Raw genomic sequence first — 14,769 nt, forward strand, 5'->3', positions numbered from 1 at the left:
CAGCCGGAAGCCGCACTCACCAGCACCCGTGCCGTGTCATCGGCAATGGCGGCATGGGCTGCTGGAGAGAGGCGATCGGGTTCAGCCAGCCACCAGAGCAGGGCGTGGGTGTCGAGCAGCAAAGCAGCGCTCACAGCAGCGGGTCTTCCAGAGCGGCGAGCTCCTCCTCCGGAAGCGGTTCGAGCAGCACCTCCGGCGAAGGCAGGGTGATGATCCCGCGCAACACGCCGGGACTGCGCTTGGGTGTGGGCTGCTCCAGAGGCACCAGCCGCGCCCAGGGACGTCCGCCTTTGGCCAGCACGATGGTTTCACCAGCATGGGCGGCATCGATCAGCCGCGAGAAGTGGGTTTTGGCCTCGTGCACGTTCACGATCCGCGTGAAAGGCGTGTGCATGGCGACAAGGGGCGGCTGCCGACTAATCAAGCTTAGTCCACTGGTGGACCAAGCGGGAGCTCAGGCTTGTGGCCGCAGGCCTGGAGTGCCGCTCTTGAACAGGTTGTTCAAGCCATGACCACCACCTCCACCACACCCTTGATCACCCCAGCCGACCGCTTCTTCGTGGCGGGGCATCGGGGGATGGCGGGCGGCGCGATCGTGCGGGCACTGCAGCGCGCCGGCTATGGGGAGGAAGCCCAGGGCGGCGCCCTGCTCACCGCCGGCCGCGAGGAGCTCGATCTGCTCGATGGCGCGGCGGTGGCGGCCTGGTTTGCAGCGCATCAGCCCACGGTGGTGGTGCTGGCGGCCGCAAAGGTGGGGGGCATTGCGGCGAACAGCAGCTATCCGGCTGATTTCCTGCTCGACAACCTCAAGATCCAGAACAACGTGATCGAGAGCGCCTGGCGCAGCGGCGTGCGGCGGCTGCTGTTCCTGGGCAGCAGCTGCATCTACCCGAAGTTTGCTGAGCAGCCGATCCGGGAAGAGGCGCTGCTCACTGGAGCGCTGGAGCCCACCAATGAGTGGTATGCGATCGCCAAGATCGCCGGCATCAAGCTGTGTGCGGCGCTGCGGCAGCAGCACGGCTTCGATGCGATCAGCCTGATGCCCACCAATCTGTATGGACCTGGCGACAACTACCACCCCACCCACAGCCATGTGCTGCCGGCCTTGATCCGGCGGTTTCATGAGGCGGCCCTGGCCAAGGCACCGAGCGTGACCTGCTGGGGCACCGGCACGCCGCTGCGGGAATTCCTGCATGTGGATGATCTGGGCGAGGCGTGTGTGTTTGCGCTGGAGCGCTGGCAGCCGGGGCCCCAAGAGCTGCAGTTTCTGAATGTGGGCACGGGCGTGGATCTCACGATCCGCGAGCTGGCGGAAGCGGTGGCCGCCGCCACCGGCTTTGCCGGCAGCCTGGAGTGGGACAGCACCAAGCCCGACGGCACCCCCAAAAAGCAGCTGGATGTGAGCCGCCTGGCGGCCCTGGGCTGGCGCGCCCGCATCCCGTTGGCGGAGGGGCTGGCGGGCACGGTGGCCGAGTTCGCCAGCAGTGGCAGCGCGAGGCTTTAAGGCGATGGAGATCGTCGTTTACAGCCAGTACTACCGCACGCGCACACCAGATCGGCAGCTGGAGATTGATGAATGCCTGCGGCGCAATCTCAACCATCCAGGCATCAGCCGGGTGGTGTTGTTCTGCGAATCCGATGCGCCGCCAGTGCCGCAGGGCACGGTGCCAGTGGAAGTGGTGGTGAGTGACGAACGCATCACCTATGCCGAATGGTTTCGCTGGGTACGGCGCCAGGGCGCGGGCATCGGCCTGCTGCTGAATGCCGACATCTACCTGGATGAAGGCCTGGAGCACCTGGCCACCACCTTCGACCGTGCAGATACCTTCCTGGCGTTGACGCGCTACAACCCGGGCCATGCCGGCTTCCACCTCAACGACTATCCCCACTGGACCCAGGACGTGTGGGGCGTGCGTGGCGATGCAGAGCTACCCGAGAGCTTGCTGTATGCCAGCAGCTTCCCGCTCGGCTTTCCGGGCTGCGACAACCGCATCGCCTATGTGATGTGGAGCCACGGCTTCCGCGTGCGCAATCCCTGCTATCACGTGCGCAGCGTGCACCTGCAGGCCAGCACCGCCCGCGCGTATCACAAAACCAGCGACAGGCTGTATGGCGGCGTGAGCTATGTGCATCCGAGCCTGGCGCCTGATGAGGAGGCGGAGCTTGAGTTCACCCTGTGGACACGCTCTGAGCAGCGGCCAGCGGGTGTGTTGATCAACCAGCAGGCGATTGAACGGGGCGTGCACCAACTGCGCCACGGGGAGGCGGAGGTGGCGCAGCGGTTCCTCGATCAGCAGCAGTTCACGGGCCTGAGCTGGGTGCATGAGGCGGTGGGGTCGGCGCACTTACAGGGGGATGGGTCTCCCTTCGCCAGTGAAGACACGGTGTTTCTGCCGATGACGGCCCTGCTGGGTGAGGGGGTGGAGCTGAGGCTGAAGCGACCCACCCAGCTGGAGGGCCTCACGATGCGGCTGCCACGGCGGGCCTCGGCCGGCCATCAGCTGACGCTGCAGGCGGAAGGCGAAGGAGAGGCCTGGCTGGAGTTGTGCGGCGATGGCGCGCTCACCTTGAAGCCAGGTGGTGAGCGGCGCTTCTGGCAACCGGCGGAGTTGAAAGGAACCCCCTGGTGCAAGCTGCGCCTGAAGCTCACTGGCGCGCCTGCCGCTGCCGAGCCAGCCTGGCGCCCTGAAGAAGGCGCCGAGTTGGTGCTGTTTGGCGAAGCGGGCGCCCTGGCAGAAGCGAAGAGCCTGAATGTGATCGCAGAAGATCCCAAGCCAGAAGCCAATCCCCCATCCACCGCTGAAGCGGGCCAGGCAGCACAGGCTGCCAAGCCACTGCGCACCATTCAGTTTGCAGATTCTGAATACGTTGAGCTCAGAAACCTTGCTCTTGAGCACTCGGAAACCGCAGGGCCATATGGAGTTTCCGGTGCTGCTGTGATCATCAGTGCAGATGGCGCGTCTGCGGTGAAATACGCCTTCAACAAGTATGCCACCACCGAGAGTGGTGCTTATACAGCCTCCGTTGTGATCAAGGCAGGAACGCAAAACAGAATTGTTCTGCGCATCAACGACCAAACGGGTAACAACGACGCCAGGCAAGCCTTTGACCTCGCCACAGGCCTGGTGGTAGGACCTGCGATCAATAGTGGCTCGGCCACGGGTGCAAGCAGTGCGATTGAAGCCGTCGGTGATGGTTGGTATCGCTGCAGCATTGCCGCAGCTTTTGTCGAGCCGCTGTCGTTCTTACAGGCTCCATCCATCTGGTTTGAGCACTATGCCCCTTCAAGCTCTGTCGGCATGCTCTACACCGCAGAAGCCTGTGTGCTTGAAGGTGTCTGTCTCCCCTCCTCGCTGCAGCGGAGCCCTTTGGATGGCTGCGTCCAGAGCGTCTCGGCCACCGGTCCGGCTGAGCCTGCCTTGGCTGCCGCACCTAGTGCACCGGCCGCTGATGCTGGCTGGGGCCAGTTTTCCTTGATCAATCGCTCGGAGTTCAAGACAGAAGGCTGCGAGCTGGTGCAGCGTTTCGGCAGCCGCTTTGAGGTGTTCAGCGATGGGGAGGCGCTCTATTTCGTGGATCGCTTCTGGCCCATGGTGGGCACGGTGGCCTTCCTGGGTTCAGCCCAGGCAGCGCTTGAGCAGGGGGAGGAGGCGCTCTTTGCTTTGGGTTTTCTCCAGCCCTTGCAGGAGTGGAAGCCTGATCAGATCGCCTCAGTGAAGCAGCACAAGAATCAGCTGCTGTTCTGGCAGTATCCCTGCCGCACAGAGGAAGATGCACACCTTGTGCACAGCGAGCTAAGCGGGCCCCAGCGTGAGGGAGATGCGTATCAGGTGTATGTGGGCCTGCCTTGGGCCACGTTCATCGACCGTGGCGTGAATCAACAACTGAGCGGCACCCCATACCCGCAAGCACTCCTCCTTGCGCATGCCAAGCGTGCGGAGGCACTGGCGGCTGTTCTCAGCCATTGGGGCAGATCCTTGCAGGTGCACAGCGTTTGCCAGCACATCTTCTGGAGAGAAGCCGCCTCCTGGATCCGAGCGGCCGGCATCACCGATCTGTGGCTCTCCCACAAGGAAAAGGGCCTTGATCAGGCGCAAGGCATGCGGCTGCACAGCTGGAGCCTCTATGCGGTGAATGATCGGGATCCAGAGCGTCGCCAGGGGCTTGCGTTTGTGCCGATCGAGCAGCGGGCGGTGTTCGCTTCGTTCAGCGGTGCCCACATGAAGCACTACCTGAGCGACGTGCGCCAGCGCATGGCCGCTTTGGCGGAGCTGGAGGGCTACCAGGTGACCATCAAGGACATGTGGCACTTCAACAAGGTGGTGTACAACTTTCAGGTTTTCGGCGACGAGAGCAAGAAAGACGCGATCGAAACCGATGAGGTGCGCAGCTACAACGAGCTGCTGAGTCACACCCGCTTCTCCTTGTGTCCGGTGGGGGCAGGACCCAACACCCTGCGGCTGTGGGAGTCGCTGGCGGCGGGGGCTATTCCGGTGGTGCTGTCGGATCGGCACGAGTTGCCGGCGCTGGAACGGCTGTTGCCGGGGGAGGGGCTGAGCTGGGGCCAAGTGATCGTGCTCCATCCGGAAGCCGAGCTGGAGCAGCTGGATGAGCGGCTGCGGGCGATTGATGCTGCTGAGCGGCACCGGCGCCAGCGGCTGTGCAGGCGGCTGTATGAGGCCAGCGTGGCGATGACCTGCTTTGGAAGCAGCCAGCGGCAAGCGGAGCCGATCCCTCTCCTGCAGAAGCTGTTTAAGCCTCAGCAGGTGCAGATACCAGGAGAAACGAAAGCTGAGTTCACCGGCGTGGCCCGGCTGGTGCCGGCGATGTTGGCGCTGCGTTCTGAAGGCCCAAGCTCAATCGTGGTGCACCTGGACCAGACCGAGCACCTGCTGGGATTCCAGCTCACTGGAAAGGGTTGCACGCTCGAGCAGGTGAGCTTCACGATCTCCCGCTACCGGGAATTCAACAAGTTCGAGGAGCTGCCCTTGAAGGTGGAGTGCACGACGGGGGATAGCGCCTGGTTGGGGTTGCCGAGCGGGGAGCGGTGGTGGGCGATGGGCCTGAAGTTCACGGCCCAGTGGAAGACAGGCGCCGAGGCAAGGCTCCCAGCGCATCTGCAGCTGGCTGTGTTGAGCCAGAAGGATGCCTTCGCACGGGAAGCACAGCGCTTGGATCGAGCTGGGATTCTCAAGGCGGCATCGGATCGCAATGCAGACCGGCAAGACGACACCTTTGACACCAAGCACATCAACAGCGGAGAGATTCTGGAGCAGTTGCCGGTGGTGGCATGGCCGGAAGATGTGGTGCCCGGTAACGAGTTGTTCCCGCCGGTGGCTGCACCGACAACGAATTTGATCGGGGAACCGCTGGGAGAGGGCATCACGATGTACGTGCATCTGATGAATCGCAACGAGAACGTGCAGAAAAATCTGCCGAACTGGTTGCAGCAGAATTTTGATGAGCTGATTCTGCTGGATTGGAGTTCAACCGATCCTGTGGCTGAGATTCCTGGAGTGTTTGGCGATCCGCGGGTGCGGGTGGTGCGGGTAGACGGGCAGACCAAGTTCATCCGCACTTTGGCACAGAATCTTGCTAGCCGCATGGCACGTCATCGACGCATCTTCAAATGTGATTCTGATGTGGAATTCAAGGGAGACTTCTTTGCTGCTCACCCATTGGAGCCTGGTGAATTCTGGGTTGGGGATTGGCATCAAGCAAGAGACAATAATGAGCGCCACTTGCATGGTGAGACCTATTATTTCATCAGAGATTTCAACAGAGTCAATGGATACGACGAGCGATTTCTTGCTTACGGGCAGGACGATACAAATCTCAAGGATCGGATGGCGCTGTCTTCTCTGCGTAAATCAGTTTTCAATTATGATTTAATGCATCACCAAGAGCATGATCAGTCGGTTCGGTGCGATAATCAAAACATTGTCCATCCAATGGTCAAGACCTATCAAAATCGGATCGCATCACTCAGGCAAAGATTTTGGAGTTCTACAGAGCCTAGCGCAACTGCAACAGTTGCAAGCACTTCTGCTTTTCTTTGCATATGCCTAATCAGAAAGATGCCAGCGATTGACGATTCCAGTTCCGATGCGGAAATGGAGGCTTTGAGAATAGTTGCCGGCTGGTACGACACGAGCTCAAGGCTGGCCTCAATGAATAAGCAAGAACTCATTGCTCTTGTTTGGGACAAATGCAATGTTTAGATCGTAGCTTGGTTCAGGCATTCCCTTTACTCATCGGAGCATGCGACAAATGACTACTGCCTATCATTCGTCCATCACCCAAGCACTTTTCACTGACTTTCTGGAATCAAGAAAGTTTCAATGCTCCGTTCTTCAAATTGGCGCAAATGATGGGGTGAATGCTGATTTCATTAGCCCTAGGGCTATAAAGAATAATTGGTATTGTGTTTTTGTAGAGCCTCATCCTCTGTATTTTCAGCAACTCAAATCGCATTACAGCGCATGTACCAGGTGCTTCTTTGAGAATGCAGCTATCGGCTTGGAGTCTGATAGCACCAAAGATCTCTTTTATGTCAAAGACGTTCACGAAGGCAATCAAAAGCTTAAGGGTATTGCAAGTTTTCAGTTAAGTCATTTGCTCGGTCATGGTATTCACGAGGATAACATAGGGCGTGAGTCGGTTTCAGTTGTCACATTGCAAAGTATTGTAGACAAGTACTACTTGTTTGATGTCGATATACTAGTAGTAGACACAGAAGGATGGGAGCCTCAGGTCTTCCAGTCCGTTAGTTTTGATAGGTTCCTTCCTAAGCTGATCATCTTTGAGCATTGCCATTTGAGCGATGAAAAGTTTAATGCAATCTTGTCTCATGTAGGCCCCAGCTATGATGCTTGCAAGGCAGAGTTTGATACATTTATGATCCGGAGACGATTCTGATGGGACTCTCAGATTCTTCTAGTCTTTTTGATTTAACGTTTAGGGGAACCTTATTGCTCGAAGAACCTGTTCTAGTCTATTCCGGAATGTATGCTGGGCAACAAGAGCCAAATCCGTTTACAATGCTAGCCGATTGCCTAAGTTCAGAAGAGGTTGTTTGGCTTGTTCTTGTGGCTTGGACGGCTGAGGAGAACTCGGCATCTGCAGCTACTATAAGTGCATGGCGAGATCATATTTTAGCTACCCACAGAAATCATCGAATGATTTTCTTGGCAAATACACATGCTGAAGTGGACAATCTTAGGTCGCTAGGCGCGGAGGTGCTTCTTCATAATCAAAACATGTTTGTAGACAGAAGACTGTTTCAGCCGATTGTTCCTGAGAATGCAAAAATCTATGATGCTGTTTACAACGCACAGTTTCTGAGCTTCAAGCGGCATGAGCTTTGTACAGAGCTTTCCAATCTTGTGCTAATTGGATATAATTTTGAAAATGAGCACTTCAAATGCGTTCGCGAACTGCTGCCTGATGTAAGAATTGCTAATCTTGACGAAAATGGAAACAAGCGATGGCTGCCTCAAGATCAGGTAAATGCAATTTATAATAGTTCCCACTGCGGCCTATGTCTATCTAAGCAAGAAGGCGCGATGCATGCCAGTATGGAGTATCTTCTTGCTGGCATTCCTGTTGTCACAACCATCAATCAAGGCGGACGCGACTTCTATTTTGATGGAAGGTTTGTCAGGTGGGTGAATGATACGCCGAGTGATGTGTGTAATGCTGTTCGCTCGCTGAAAAGCGAAGGAATTGATCCACAATTTATCCGATCTGAGACTTTGCGAAAAATTGATATGAATATAGATCATTTTGTTGCTAGCATATCTGAATACTTGCAAATCTCGCCTTCTGAGTTTAAGAACTCTTTGGGTAAAGTCTTTAATGATAAGCTAATCGTGCCCAAAAAGTTAAGCAGTATCATTGATCAATTGTCACCACGTTTATAGCCATGATCAGAATTTCGTTGTTTGGGGCAAGCGTCACTGCACAAGGCAAGGATTCAGGTTACATTACTCATCTTAGAGATTTGTGTAGCCAGCACAACATTGGCCTTGAATGTTTTGCTTATTCAGCGTGTCATTTTAACGATGCAGGCTTTTTTAAGGCAGATGAAGTTATCAACAGCATGGCGAATGTTTGCTTCTTTGACTGGAATACGACTGGTATGGGCGAGTTTGATTCAAACAAGCTTCACTATGTGCTGGCCAGCCTGTTGAACAAAGATACCTTGCCTGTCTTTTTAATTTTCCCGCGGACTGACACGAATCTTCTTGGCGACAGAGAAGCAGAAAGGCAGGTTATAAGCTTATCAAAAAACTATAATCTTCCCTGCCTTGACCTGAGAAATTTAATTGATCAGAGCGTGCACCTGCGAGATAATGTGCACACAAATAGGGAAGGGGCAATTTTATATGCAAAGGCGATCTTTGACTTCTTGTTCTCAGGTGAGATTGTCTGTTCGCCCCCGACAGGCTTAACTAAGATTAGCGATTATCATCCCTACAGGCTTTCCAATTTTAGCATTGATTCTACCATTAGTCCGCATCGGTCGCTAAGGCTAAGGACTGTTACGTCTGGTTTATTTCCAGAAATTGTTCTGCGTGTCAGAGTGGGTCCTTATTCTCCAGTGATCAATATTTATTATAATGAAGCACTTGTAAGATCGATCAATCTCTTCGACCAGTGGTGTCACTTTGAGCGTGAGATGTATTATGCGGTACTTGCTCCTTGGCAAGCAGTATCTGATCGTGCTGAAGTTTTAATTGAAGTGAACGCAGACCCGCCAGATCGGACGATTACCAGAGATCCTGGTTTTGAATACAATGGCTCATTGTTTGTTCCGCTGATTGAGTGCTACACGGCAGACATTGAGGTTCAATCACTTGAGTATGTTTAGATATGATCCCAATGGACTCTATGCTTGGGTTGGAGGTGGCTTCCGCAATACTGATAATTGCTTCGAAGGCTGCGAGCGTTCCGATGTCCCACGTCTTGGCGGTGGCCGGCCAATGGCTTGGCTGCAGGTCCCACCGCTGATAGCCGGGCTGGGTGTGGTTTTCCAACAGGTTGTTTATGCCTGCAGCTGAGCGAGCCGAGATGCTGCTGGGATTGCCATCTTTTCTGGTTCACCGTTCTGCGATGGGAGGCCCGAAACGATTTCAGGATCCTGCTGCCGAAAACGCTTTTCGACCACGCATGGCAACCCAGTGGAGTTCACGATTCACCAGCTAGCCGAGTTGGTGCGAGTGCGCATCAACCCAGAACTGCCGCTCATTGAGAAGCCGCTTCCTGCCGCCGACCCCACCCAGCGCCACGGGAACTGGCTCAGCACCCATCATTGTGTTGGAGCAGGTCCTGGCGCCCACAATCACTTACTCCAGAGAGGCTCTTGGCTGATGACCATGCCCATTCGCACGATCTGCTGCATCGGCGCCGGCTACGTGGGCGGGCCCACCATGGCTGTGATCGCTGATCGCTGTCCCCAGGTCCAAATCACGGTGGTGGATCTCAATTCCTCCCGGATCGCGGCCTGGAATGCTGACGATCTCTCCTGCCTCCCCGTTTATGAGCCTGGCCTCGATGCTGTGGTGGCCCGTTGCAGGGGCCGCAATCTGCACTTCTCCACCGCTGTGGAGGCGGCCATCGCCAGCGCGGACATGGTGTTTCTCTCGGTGAACACACCCACCAAGAAGCGCGGTGTTGGCGCCGGCCAGGCCAGTGATCTGCGTTGGATCGAAGCCTCCGCGCGTCAGGTGGCGGCTTGCGCCCAGGGGCACACGATCGTGGTGGAAAAGAGCACCTTGCCGGTGCGCACGGCCGCCATCATCACGGCCATCCTTGGCGCCGCGCAGGGTGAAGCCAGTGCCAGCGGCGAGCCGAAAACGTTTTCAGTGCTCTCCAATCCTGAGTTCCTTGCCGAAGGCACGGCCATTTCAGATCTCGAACATCCTGATCGCGTGTTGATCGGCGGTGAGGATCCCGCCGCTATCGAGGCGCTTGCGGGTCTCTATTCCCACTGGGTGCCAGCTGAGCGTGTGCTGCGCACCAACCTCTGGAGTTCTGAGCTCTCCAAGCTCACGGCCAATGCCTTCCTGGCGCAGCGCATCAGCTCGATCAACTCCATCGCCGCTCTCTGTGAAGCCACCGGCGCCGATGTGCAGGAGGTGGGCCGCGCCATCGGCACCGACTCACGCATCGGCGCCAAGTTTCTCAACGCCGGCCCTGGTTTTGGCGGCAGTTGCTTTCAGAAAGACATCCTCAACCTGGCGTATCTCTGTGACTACTACGGCCTGCATGAAGTGGCCGCCTACTGGCAGCAGGTGGTGGAGATCAACACCTGGCAGCAACACCGCATCGCGCGCTTGGTGGTCAACCGTTTGTTTGGCACGGTATCCGGTAAACGCCTTGCAGTGCTTGGCTTCGCCTTCAAGGCCAACACGAACGACACGCGTGAATCGCCGGCCATTCGCATTTGCCAAGACCTCCTGAACGAAGGCGCTGTTCTGGCCTTTCACGACCCCAAAGTCTCGGTCGAGCAGATCTCCTTGAATCTCGGGCAAGAGGAGGCACAGGGTGCAGAAGGGGTATGGCAACGGGTGTCCACACCGCTCGATGCAGCCCGTGGTGCCGATGCTGTGCTGGTGCTCACCGAGTGGCCTGCATTCCGCCAGATCGATTGGGCCGCAGTTGCAGCGGTGATGCGCCATCCCGCCTGGGTATTTGACACCCGTGCGATCGCGGATGCCGCCGCCGTACGGGCTGCGGGCTTGCGCCTCTGGGTAGTGGGGAAGGGTGAGGGGTAGGGATCTTGCGGTAGAGGCACACCACCAAGGTGGCTTTGCCGCCTCACAGACCAAAGCGAGTCAGCCGAACTCCAGCCAACCACAGTCTTCCCATTTGGCCTCCTGCTGCCGGTAACCCTGTGCCCCTGAGCAGAGGCTGAAGGTCTTGCTGCTCCGCCCTGACGCCGTTCCCTCCCCTCGGCGCCATCACCGGTGCCACACTGCCCAAATCATTCCTCACAAGTGTGTGCCGATCCTTGGGCGCGGTGGTCGCCGCCTCGGCTGGCTATGGGCACTCCTGATCGGCCTCTCTGTCTTCAAGGGAGCCAGCACGCTGTGGTTGCCTCCGTCGTCACCACTGCATGAACCGCTCTGCAACCTGATGGGCGGGCTGCCCACGTGCCGCAAGTAGCACGCGGGCTAGTGCCGCTACGGTCATGGCAGAGAACGAAGCGCCGCTTTCGTCGGATCCGCCCGATCCGCTTCCCCTGCTTGACCGTGCCGGCTATGCCTCGCTTTTCGGCGGTGTTCTGGTCGTTGTTGCCGCCGTGGTGGCGCTTCTTGGCGAAGACGAAGTCTTCTCAGACTCCTGCAGGAGTGTGGCGAGGATCAAGCGGTGCTATGCACTTTTTCGTTGCACCAGCGCTCGTGCTCGGCCCTGGCCTGCAGGGCTACACTGATGGAGCGCTGTCTACACGCTTCCAGCCGTGGCCCTCAACATCCGCAACGCCGAGGCCAACCGCCTCGCCGCTGAGGTGGCAGCCCTCGCGGGCGAAACCAAAACCACCGCCGTGATCCTGGCCCTGAAAGAGCGTCTGCGGCGCCTGCAGCGCCAGAGCCACACCACAGCGAACAAGCAAGCCGGCCTCGTCAACCGACTCGACCAGATCGCCCTGCGTTGTGCTGGGCGGCCGATCAGCGATCGCCGCAGCTCAGAAGAGATCCTCGGCTACGACACCACGGGCCTGCCCAACTGATGGTGATCGATTCCTCGGCAGTGCTGGCCATCCTGCAGAACGAACCGGAGCGTCACGCCTTCAACGAAGCCATCGCCGCAGCAGAACAGTGCTCTCTCTCTTCTGCTTCCCTGGTAGAGCTCTCCATTGTGATGGAGGCACGCTTTGGTGCTGATGGCCAGGGAGATCTTGATCTGTTTCTAAGCACGGCGCTGATCGAAATCATCAGCCTGGATCGTGAACAGGCTGAACTCGCTCGCCAGGCCTTCAGTCGTTTTAGCAAAGGACGTCATCGGGCTGGGCTCAACTTCGGCGATTGTTTTTCCTATGCCCTGGCCAAGTGGCTCGATCAACCGTTGCTCTTCAAAGGTGACGACTTCTGCCACACCGATCTCCAGCCCGCCTTCGGCCTGGCGGGCTGACCATACTTCAGCCCACAGGCAGGCACGCCGATGCCACCCTCCAGATTCGCGCTCTCCCGCAACCGGCTCCAACTGAATGAAGCCTTGGCTGTGCTGATGGAAGAGATCAGGCCATCTGAATCCTGAGGCTCATACCGCTCACTCCTGATCAGCCTCTCTGTCAACAGGTTGACCGCTCTGGAGCGGCCGGTGGGCGGCACGATAGCCCGTGAATTCGTGCGGCACGATTACTGGGCTATCGTGCAGAACGATCAAGGAGGCCCGTCGTGGCTAGCACTGCCCCAGCGCCTGCCGTCAAAGTTGTGGGCGCCAATGGCCAGATCACCCTGGGTAAGCAATACGCCGGCCGGCAGGTCTTGGTGGAACAAAGTGAGCCCGGTGTCTGGATCGTGCGCACGGCCACCGTGATCCCTGATAACGAGCGCTGGCTGCATCAATCTTCTGCAGCGGCAGACCTGCAGGCTGCGATGGCTTGGTCTGTGAGCCATTCACCCTCAGACGCCGATCTGGAGGGCACCCTGAAACGCCTTGATCATGATCGGCGATGAAGCAACGATCCGGCTAGACCTCAACAACCCCGTGGTTCAGGAAAATCTGCTCACGCTGGAAAATGCCGAACGGCATGCAGCCATGACCACCCTCAACAAGATTCGCCAACTCACCTGGATTCAGCTCTATCGCGACCAAGACCTGAAGTGGGAGAAAATCAGCAGTATCAAGCCACCCCAAGGCATTGATGCGGTTTACTCCCTGCGCATCAGCCGGGCGTGCCGTGCCACTGCCCACCGGGATGGGGATTTCATCCGCTTCCTCACCATTGCGCCTGACCACGACGCCACCTACGGCAAGGCTTAGCGCTTTCGCCCATCAGCACTGCTGGCTGTTCACCGCCGCCGACGACTTCTCTTCCCGCTGCCGCAAGGTGCACAGCTTCGCTAAGGGCCTGGCAAGCGATGCCTTGGTGATGCGCTCTACTGCTTTGAGGCACCCGAGCTCAAAGTGGCCAACCATCGCCTTGATGGAGCGTTCTGGCCACGTTCTGCAGAAAGCGCACCGCCCAGCTGTGCCGGAAGGCGTACCACCTGCGACAAATCTCATCCCCCACAAGGAACGAATTCAACCGATCCCCTGTGGGGTATAAATTCGGTTAATCCCCTGTGGGGGATGCGTGCGGTCTGTTCGTGCCATTGGCGGATCCATGGCGGCGCGCACTCGCTGTGGTCATCGCAGGTAGGGGTTGGCGGCGATTGGGCGGAACCCCTTTACCAATCAGAGCGAATGGCGTTTCACATCCATCCTCCGGAGCAGACCACCAACATCACTGCATTCACTGACAGCTCAGGGCGCTGAGAGCAGCTCCTCTTGAGGTGTCGTCATTCATCAATAAGCACATACCAATCGTCCCACTGGGCTTCCTGGCGCTGATACCCCCGCGCTTCCAACAGTTCCTGCAGCCCCTGGCGCTGCGCCGTGAAGTTGTGCTCCACCGTGATGCATCTGAACTGATAACGATCCCAATCCAGCCCTTCGAGGATCGCCAGTTCACTGCCTTCGGTATCGATGCTCAGGTAGTCGATTAGCGGCGGTGCCCCGTGCTGTGCCAGCAGATCCATCAGCGACGTGGTGGTGACCTCCATCACCTCACCCGCCGCCGCGTAAGCCTCACGTTTTGCACCATGCTGATCCTCTGTGCCGAGCTCGGCCAGGCCGCCATAGGCATCGGCCAGCACAAATCGCATGCGCTCCCCACTGCTGCGATACACGCACGCGGGGCTGAGTGTGCAGGAGCGGTTCTGCTGCAGCCGCTCAAACAGCTTCGGGTTGGGTTCGGCGCAGATTCCTTCCCAGCCGAAGTGCTTCTCCAGTAGCCAGCTGTTGCTCAACAGCACCCCATCGGTGGCTCCGAATTCCACGAAATAGCCGCTCCGCTTCCAGCCCAGCTGTTCCAGCACCCAGAGGTCTTGACCCAGTTGGGAGCGGCTCTTGCTCAGCCAGCGGACGCCCTCAGCGCTGCCTTCCGACGGGCTGGGCTTGGCCGGTGGGCTCGCCAAGGCGCCCTGGCCAAGCGCCAGGCTCAACTCATGAGATAGCAGCTCTCCTTCCACCCTCAGGATCTGCAATTCGGCGTTAAGCCTGTCGAGACTTAGTGATTCGGGCTGGATTGCTTTCAGCGCTTCGGAATGCAGAGCCTCGGCCTCCCGCCAATACCCCGCATTCACCAGCAGTTGGTTTGCCAGTAGTCGTGCTCGGCTGACACGCTCCTCAGAGTCCATCTGCCCCGGCAAGCTGCTGGCCAGCAGCTCCAGCGCTTCCTGCTGCATTCCACTCAGAAGCAGCCCTTCTGCCAGCAGCAGCCAGATGGCCTGCCGCTGTGCCGCAATCACCTCGGCTGGCTCTGCCCCTTCTGTCTGCGCCTGCCGAAAGGCCAGCGCCGCCTGCCGTTGCTGCCGGCTTCCTTCCGGGGCAGGCTTGAGCGTTTGCAGCAGTGCCACTGCGTAACGCAGCCATTCCGCCGGGTCATGGCTTCCCGGCGGGTGGGCCTCGATCACGGCCTGCCAGTTGCCCTGCTCGTAGGCCTCCCGGCTCATTGCGTTGCCCCGCGGCCAATGCCCAACCTACGAGCGCCGCCAACAC

12 protein-coding genes are annotated in these 14,769 nt (G+C 58.1%); 10 read left to right on the forward strand and 2 right to left on the reverse strand.

Annotation, left to right across the window (positions count from 1 at the left end):
- Window positions 1-130: 130 nt before the first annotated feature.
- Window positions 131-394, reverse strand: a complete 264-nt coding sequence (locus KBY86_RS10520) for a type II toxin-antitoxin system Phd/YefM family antitoxin (protein WP_255141052.1) — start codon at window positions 392-394, stop codon at window positions 131-133.
- 114 nt (window positions 395-508) lie between these two features.
- Here KBY86_RS10520 and KBY86_RS10525 point away from each other — a divergent pair, with 114 nt between their 5' ends.
- The 10 genes from KBY86_RS10525 (at window position 509) to KBY86_RS10570 (ending at window position 12,990) form a co-directional block, all read left to right on the forward strand.
- The gene (locus KBY86_RS10525; protein ID WP_255141053.1) at window positions 509-1,504 is read left to right on the forward strand and encodes a GDP-L-fucose synthase; all 996 of its coding nucleotides are present in this window, start codon (window positions 509-511) and stop codon (window positions 1,502-1,504) included.
- Window positions 1,505-1,622: 118 nt separating this feature from the next.
- Window positions 1,623-6,221 (forward strand): exostosin family protein, encoded by a 4,599-nt coding sequence (locus KBY86_RS10530; protein ID WP_255141054.1) that lies wholly within the window; start codon window positions 1,623-1,625, stop codon window positions 6,219-6,221.
- Window positions 6,222-6,270: 49 nt separating this feature from the next.
- On the forward strand, window positions 6,271-6,918 hold the full coding sequence (locus KBY86_RS10535; protein ID WP_255141055.1) for an FkbM family methyltransferase: 648 nt from the start codon (window positions 6,271-6,273) through the stop codon (window positions 6,916-6,918).
- Entirely contained in the window at window positions 6,918-7,922 is a 1,005-nt protein-coding gene (locus tag KBY86_RS10540) for a hypothetical protein (protein ID WP_255141056.1), read from the forward strand. The genes KBY86_RS10535 and KBY86_RS10540 overlap by 1 nt, the downstream gene beginning before the upstream one ends.
- 2 nt (window positions 7,923-7,924) lie before the next feature.
- On the forward strand, window positions 7,925-8,872 hold the full coding sequence (locus tag KBY86_RS10545) for a hypothetical protein (protein ID WP_255141057.1): 948 nt from the start codon (window positions 7,925-7,927) through the stop codon (window positions 8,870-8,872).
- 505 nt (window positions 8,873-9,377) lie between these two features.
- Window positions 9,378-10,778: a nucleotide sugar dehydrogenase gene (locus tag KBY86_RS10550; RefSeq protein WP_255141112.1), complete on the forward strand. Its 1,401-nt coding sequence runs from the start codon at window positions 9,378-9,380 to the stop codon at window positions 10,776-10,778.
- Between the two features lie 686 nt (window positions 10,779-11,464).
- On the forward strand, window positions 11,465-11,734 hold the full coding sequence (locus KBY86_RS10555) for a type II toxin-antitoxin system VapB family antitoxin (RefSeq protein WP_255141058.1): 270 nt from the start codon (window positions 11,465-11,467) through the stop codon (window positions 11,732-11,734).
- Complete coding sequence (locus tag KBY86_RS10560) at window positions 11,734-12,135, forward strand: type II toxin-antitoxin system VapC family toxin (RefSeq protein WP_255141059.1); 402 nt, start codon at window positions 11,734-11,736, stop codon at window positions 12,133-12,135. Before KBY86_RS10555 ends, KBY86_RS10560 begins: the two co-directional genes overlap by 1 nt.
- A gap of 302 nt (window positions 12,136-12,437) precedes the next feature.
- Window positions 12,438-12,683: a hypothetical protein gene (locus tag KBY86_RS10565; protein ID WP_255141060.1), complete on the forward strand. Its 246-nt coding sequence runs from the start codon at window positions 12,438-12,440 to the stop codon at window positions 12,681-12,683.
- On the forward strand, window positions 12,670-12,990 hold the full coding sequence (locus tag KBY86_RS10570) for a hypothetical protein (protein ID WP_255141061.1): 321 nt from the start codon (window positions 12,670-12,672) through the stop codon (window positions 12,988-12,990). The genes KBY86_RS10565 and KBY86_RS10570 overlap by 14 nt, the downstream gene beginning before the upstream one ends.
- A 518-nt stretch (window positions 12,991-13,508) precedes the next feature.
- On the opposite strand, the gene KBY86_RS10575 is transcribed toward KBY86_RS10570, so the two are convergent.
- Window positions 13,509-14,723 (reverse strand): FkbM family methyltransferase, encoded by a 1,215-nt coding sequence (locus KBY86_RS10575; RefSeq protein ID WP_255141062.1) that lies wholly within the window; start codon window positions 14,721-14,723, stop codon window positions 13,509-13,511.
- Between the last annotated feature and the right edge of the window lie 46 nt (window positions 14,724-14,769).

The organism is Synechococcus sp. Lug-A (assembly GCF_024345655.1).
GTDB lineage: Bacteria > Cyanobacteriota > Cyanobacteriia > PCC-6307 > Cyanobiaceae > MW101C3.

What these genes read in the sequence shown, in the direction of transcription:
- KBY86_RS10575 (WP_255141062.1), bottom strand. Translation starts at nt 14,723, where the DNA reads ATGAGCCGGGAGGCCTACGAGCAGGGCAACTGGCAGGCCGTGATCGAG.
- KBY86_RS10540 (WP_255141056.1), top strand. Translation starts at nt 6,918, where the DNA reads ATGGGACTCTCAGATTCTTCTAGTCTTTTTGATTTAACGTTTAGGGGA.
- KBY86_RS10550 (WP_255141112.1), top strand. Translation starts at nt 9,378, where the DNA reads ATGCCCATTCGCACGATCTGCTGCATCGGCGCCGGCTACGTGGGCGGG.
- KBY86_RS10560 (WP_255141059.1), top strand. Translation starts at nt 11,734, where the DNA reads ATGGTGATCGATTCCTCGGCAGTGCTGGCCATCCTGCAGAACGAACCG.
- KBY86_RS10520 (WP_255141052.1), bottom strand. Translation starts at nt 394, where the DNA reads ATGCACACGCCTTTCACGCGGATCGTGAACGTGCACGAGGCCAAAACC.
- KBY86_RS10535 (WP_255141055.1), top strand. Translation starts at nt 6,271, where the DNA reads ATGACTACTGCCTATCATTCGTCCATCACCCAAGCACTTTTCACTGAC.
- KBY86_RS10525 (WP_255141053.1), top strand. Translation starts at nt 509, where the DNA reads ATGACCACCACCTCCACCACACCCTTGATCACCCCAGCCGACCGCTTC.
- KBY86_RS10570 (WP_255141061.1), top strand. Translation starts at nt 12,670, where the DNA reads ATGATCGGCGATGAAGCAACGATCCGGCTAGACCTCAACAACCCCGTG.
- KBY86_RS10545 (WP_255141057.1), top strand. Translation starts at nt 7,925, where the DNA reads ATGATCAGAATTTCGTTGTTTGGGGCAAGCGTCACTGCACAAGGCAAG.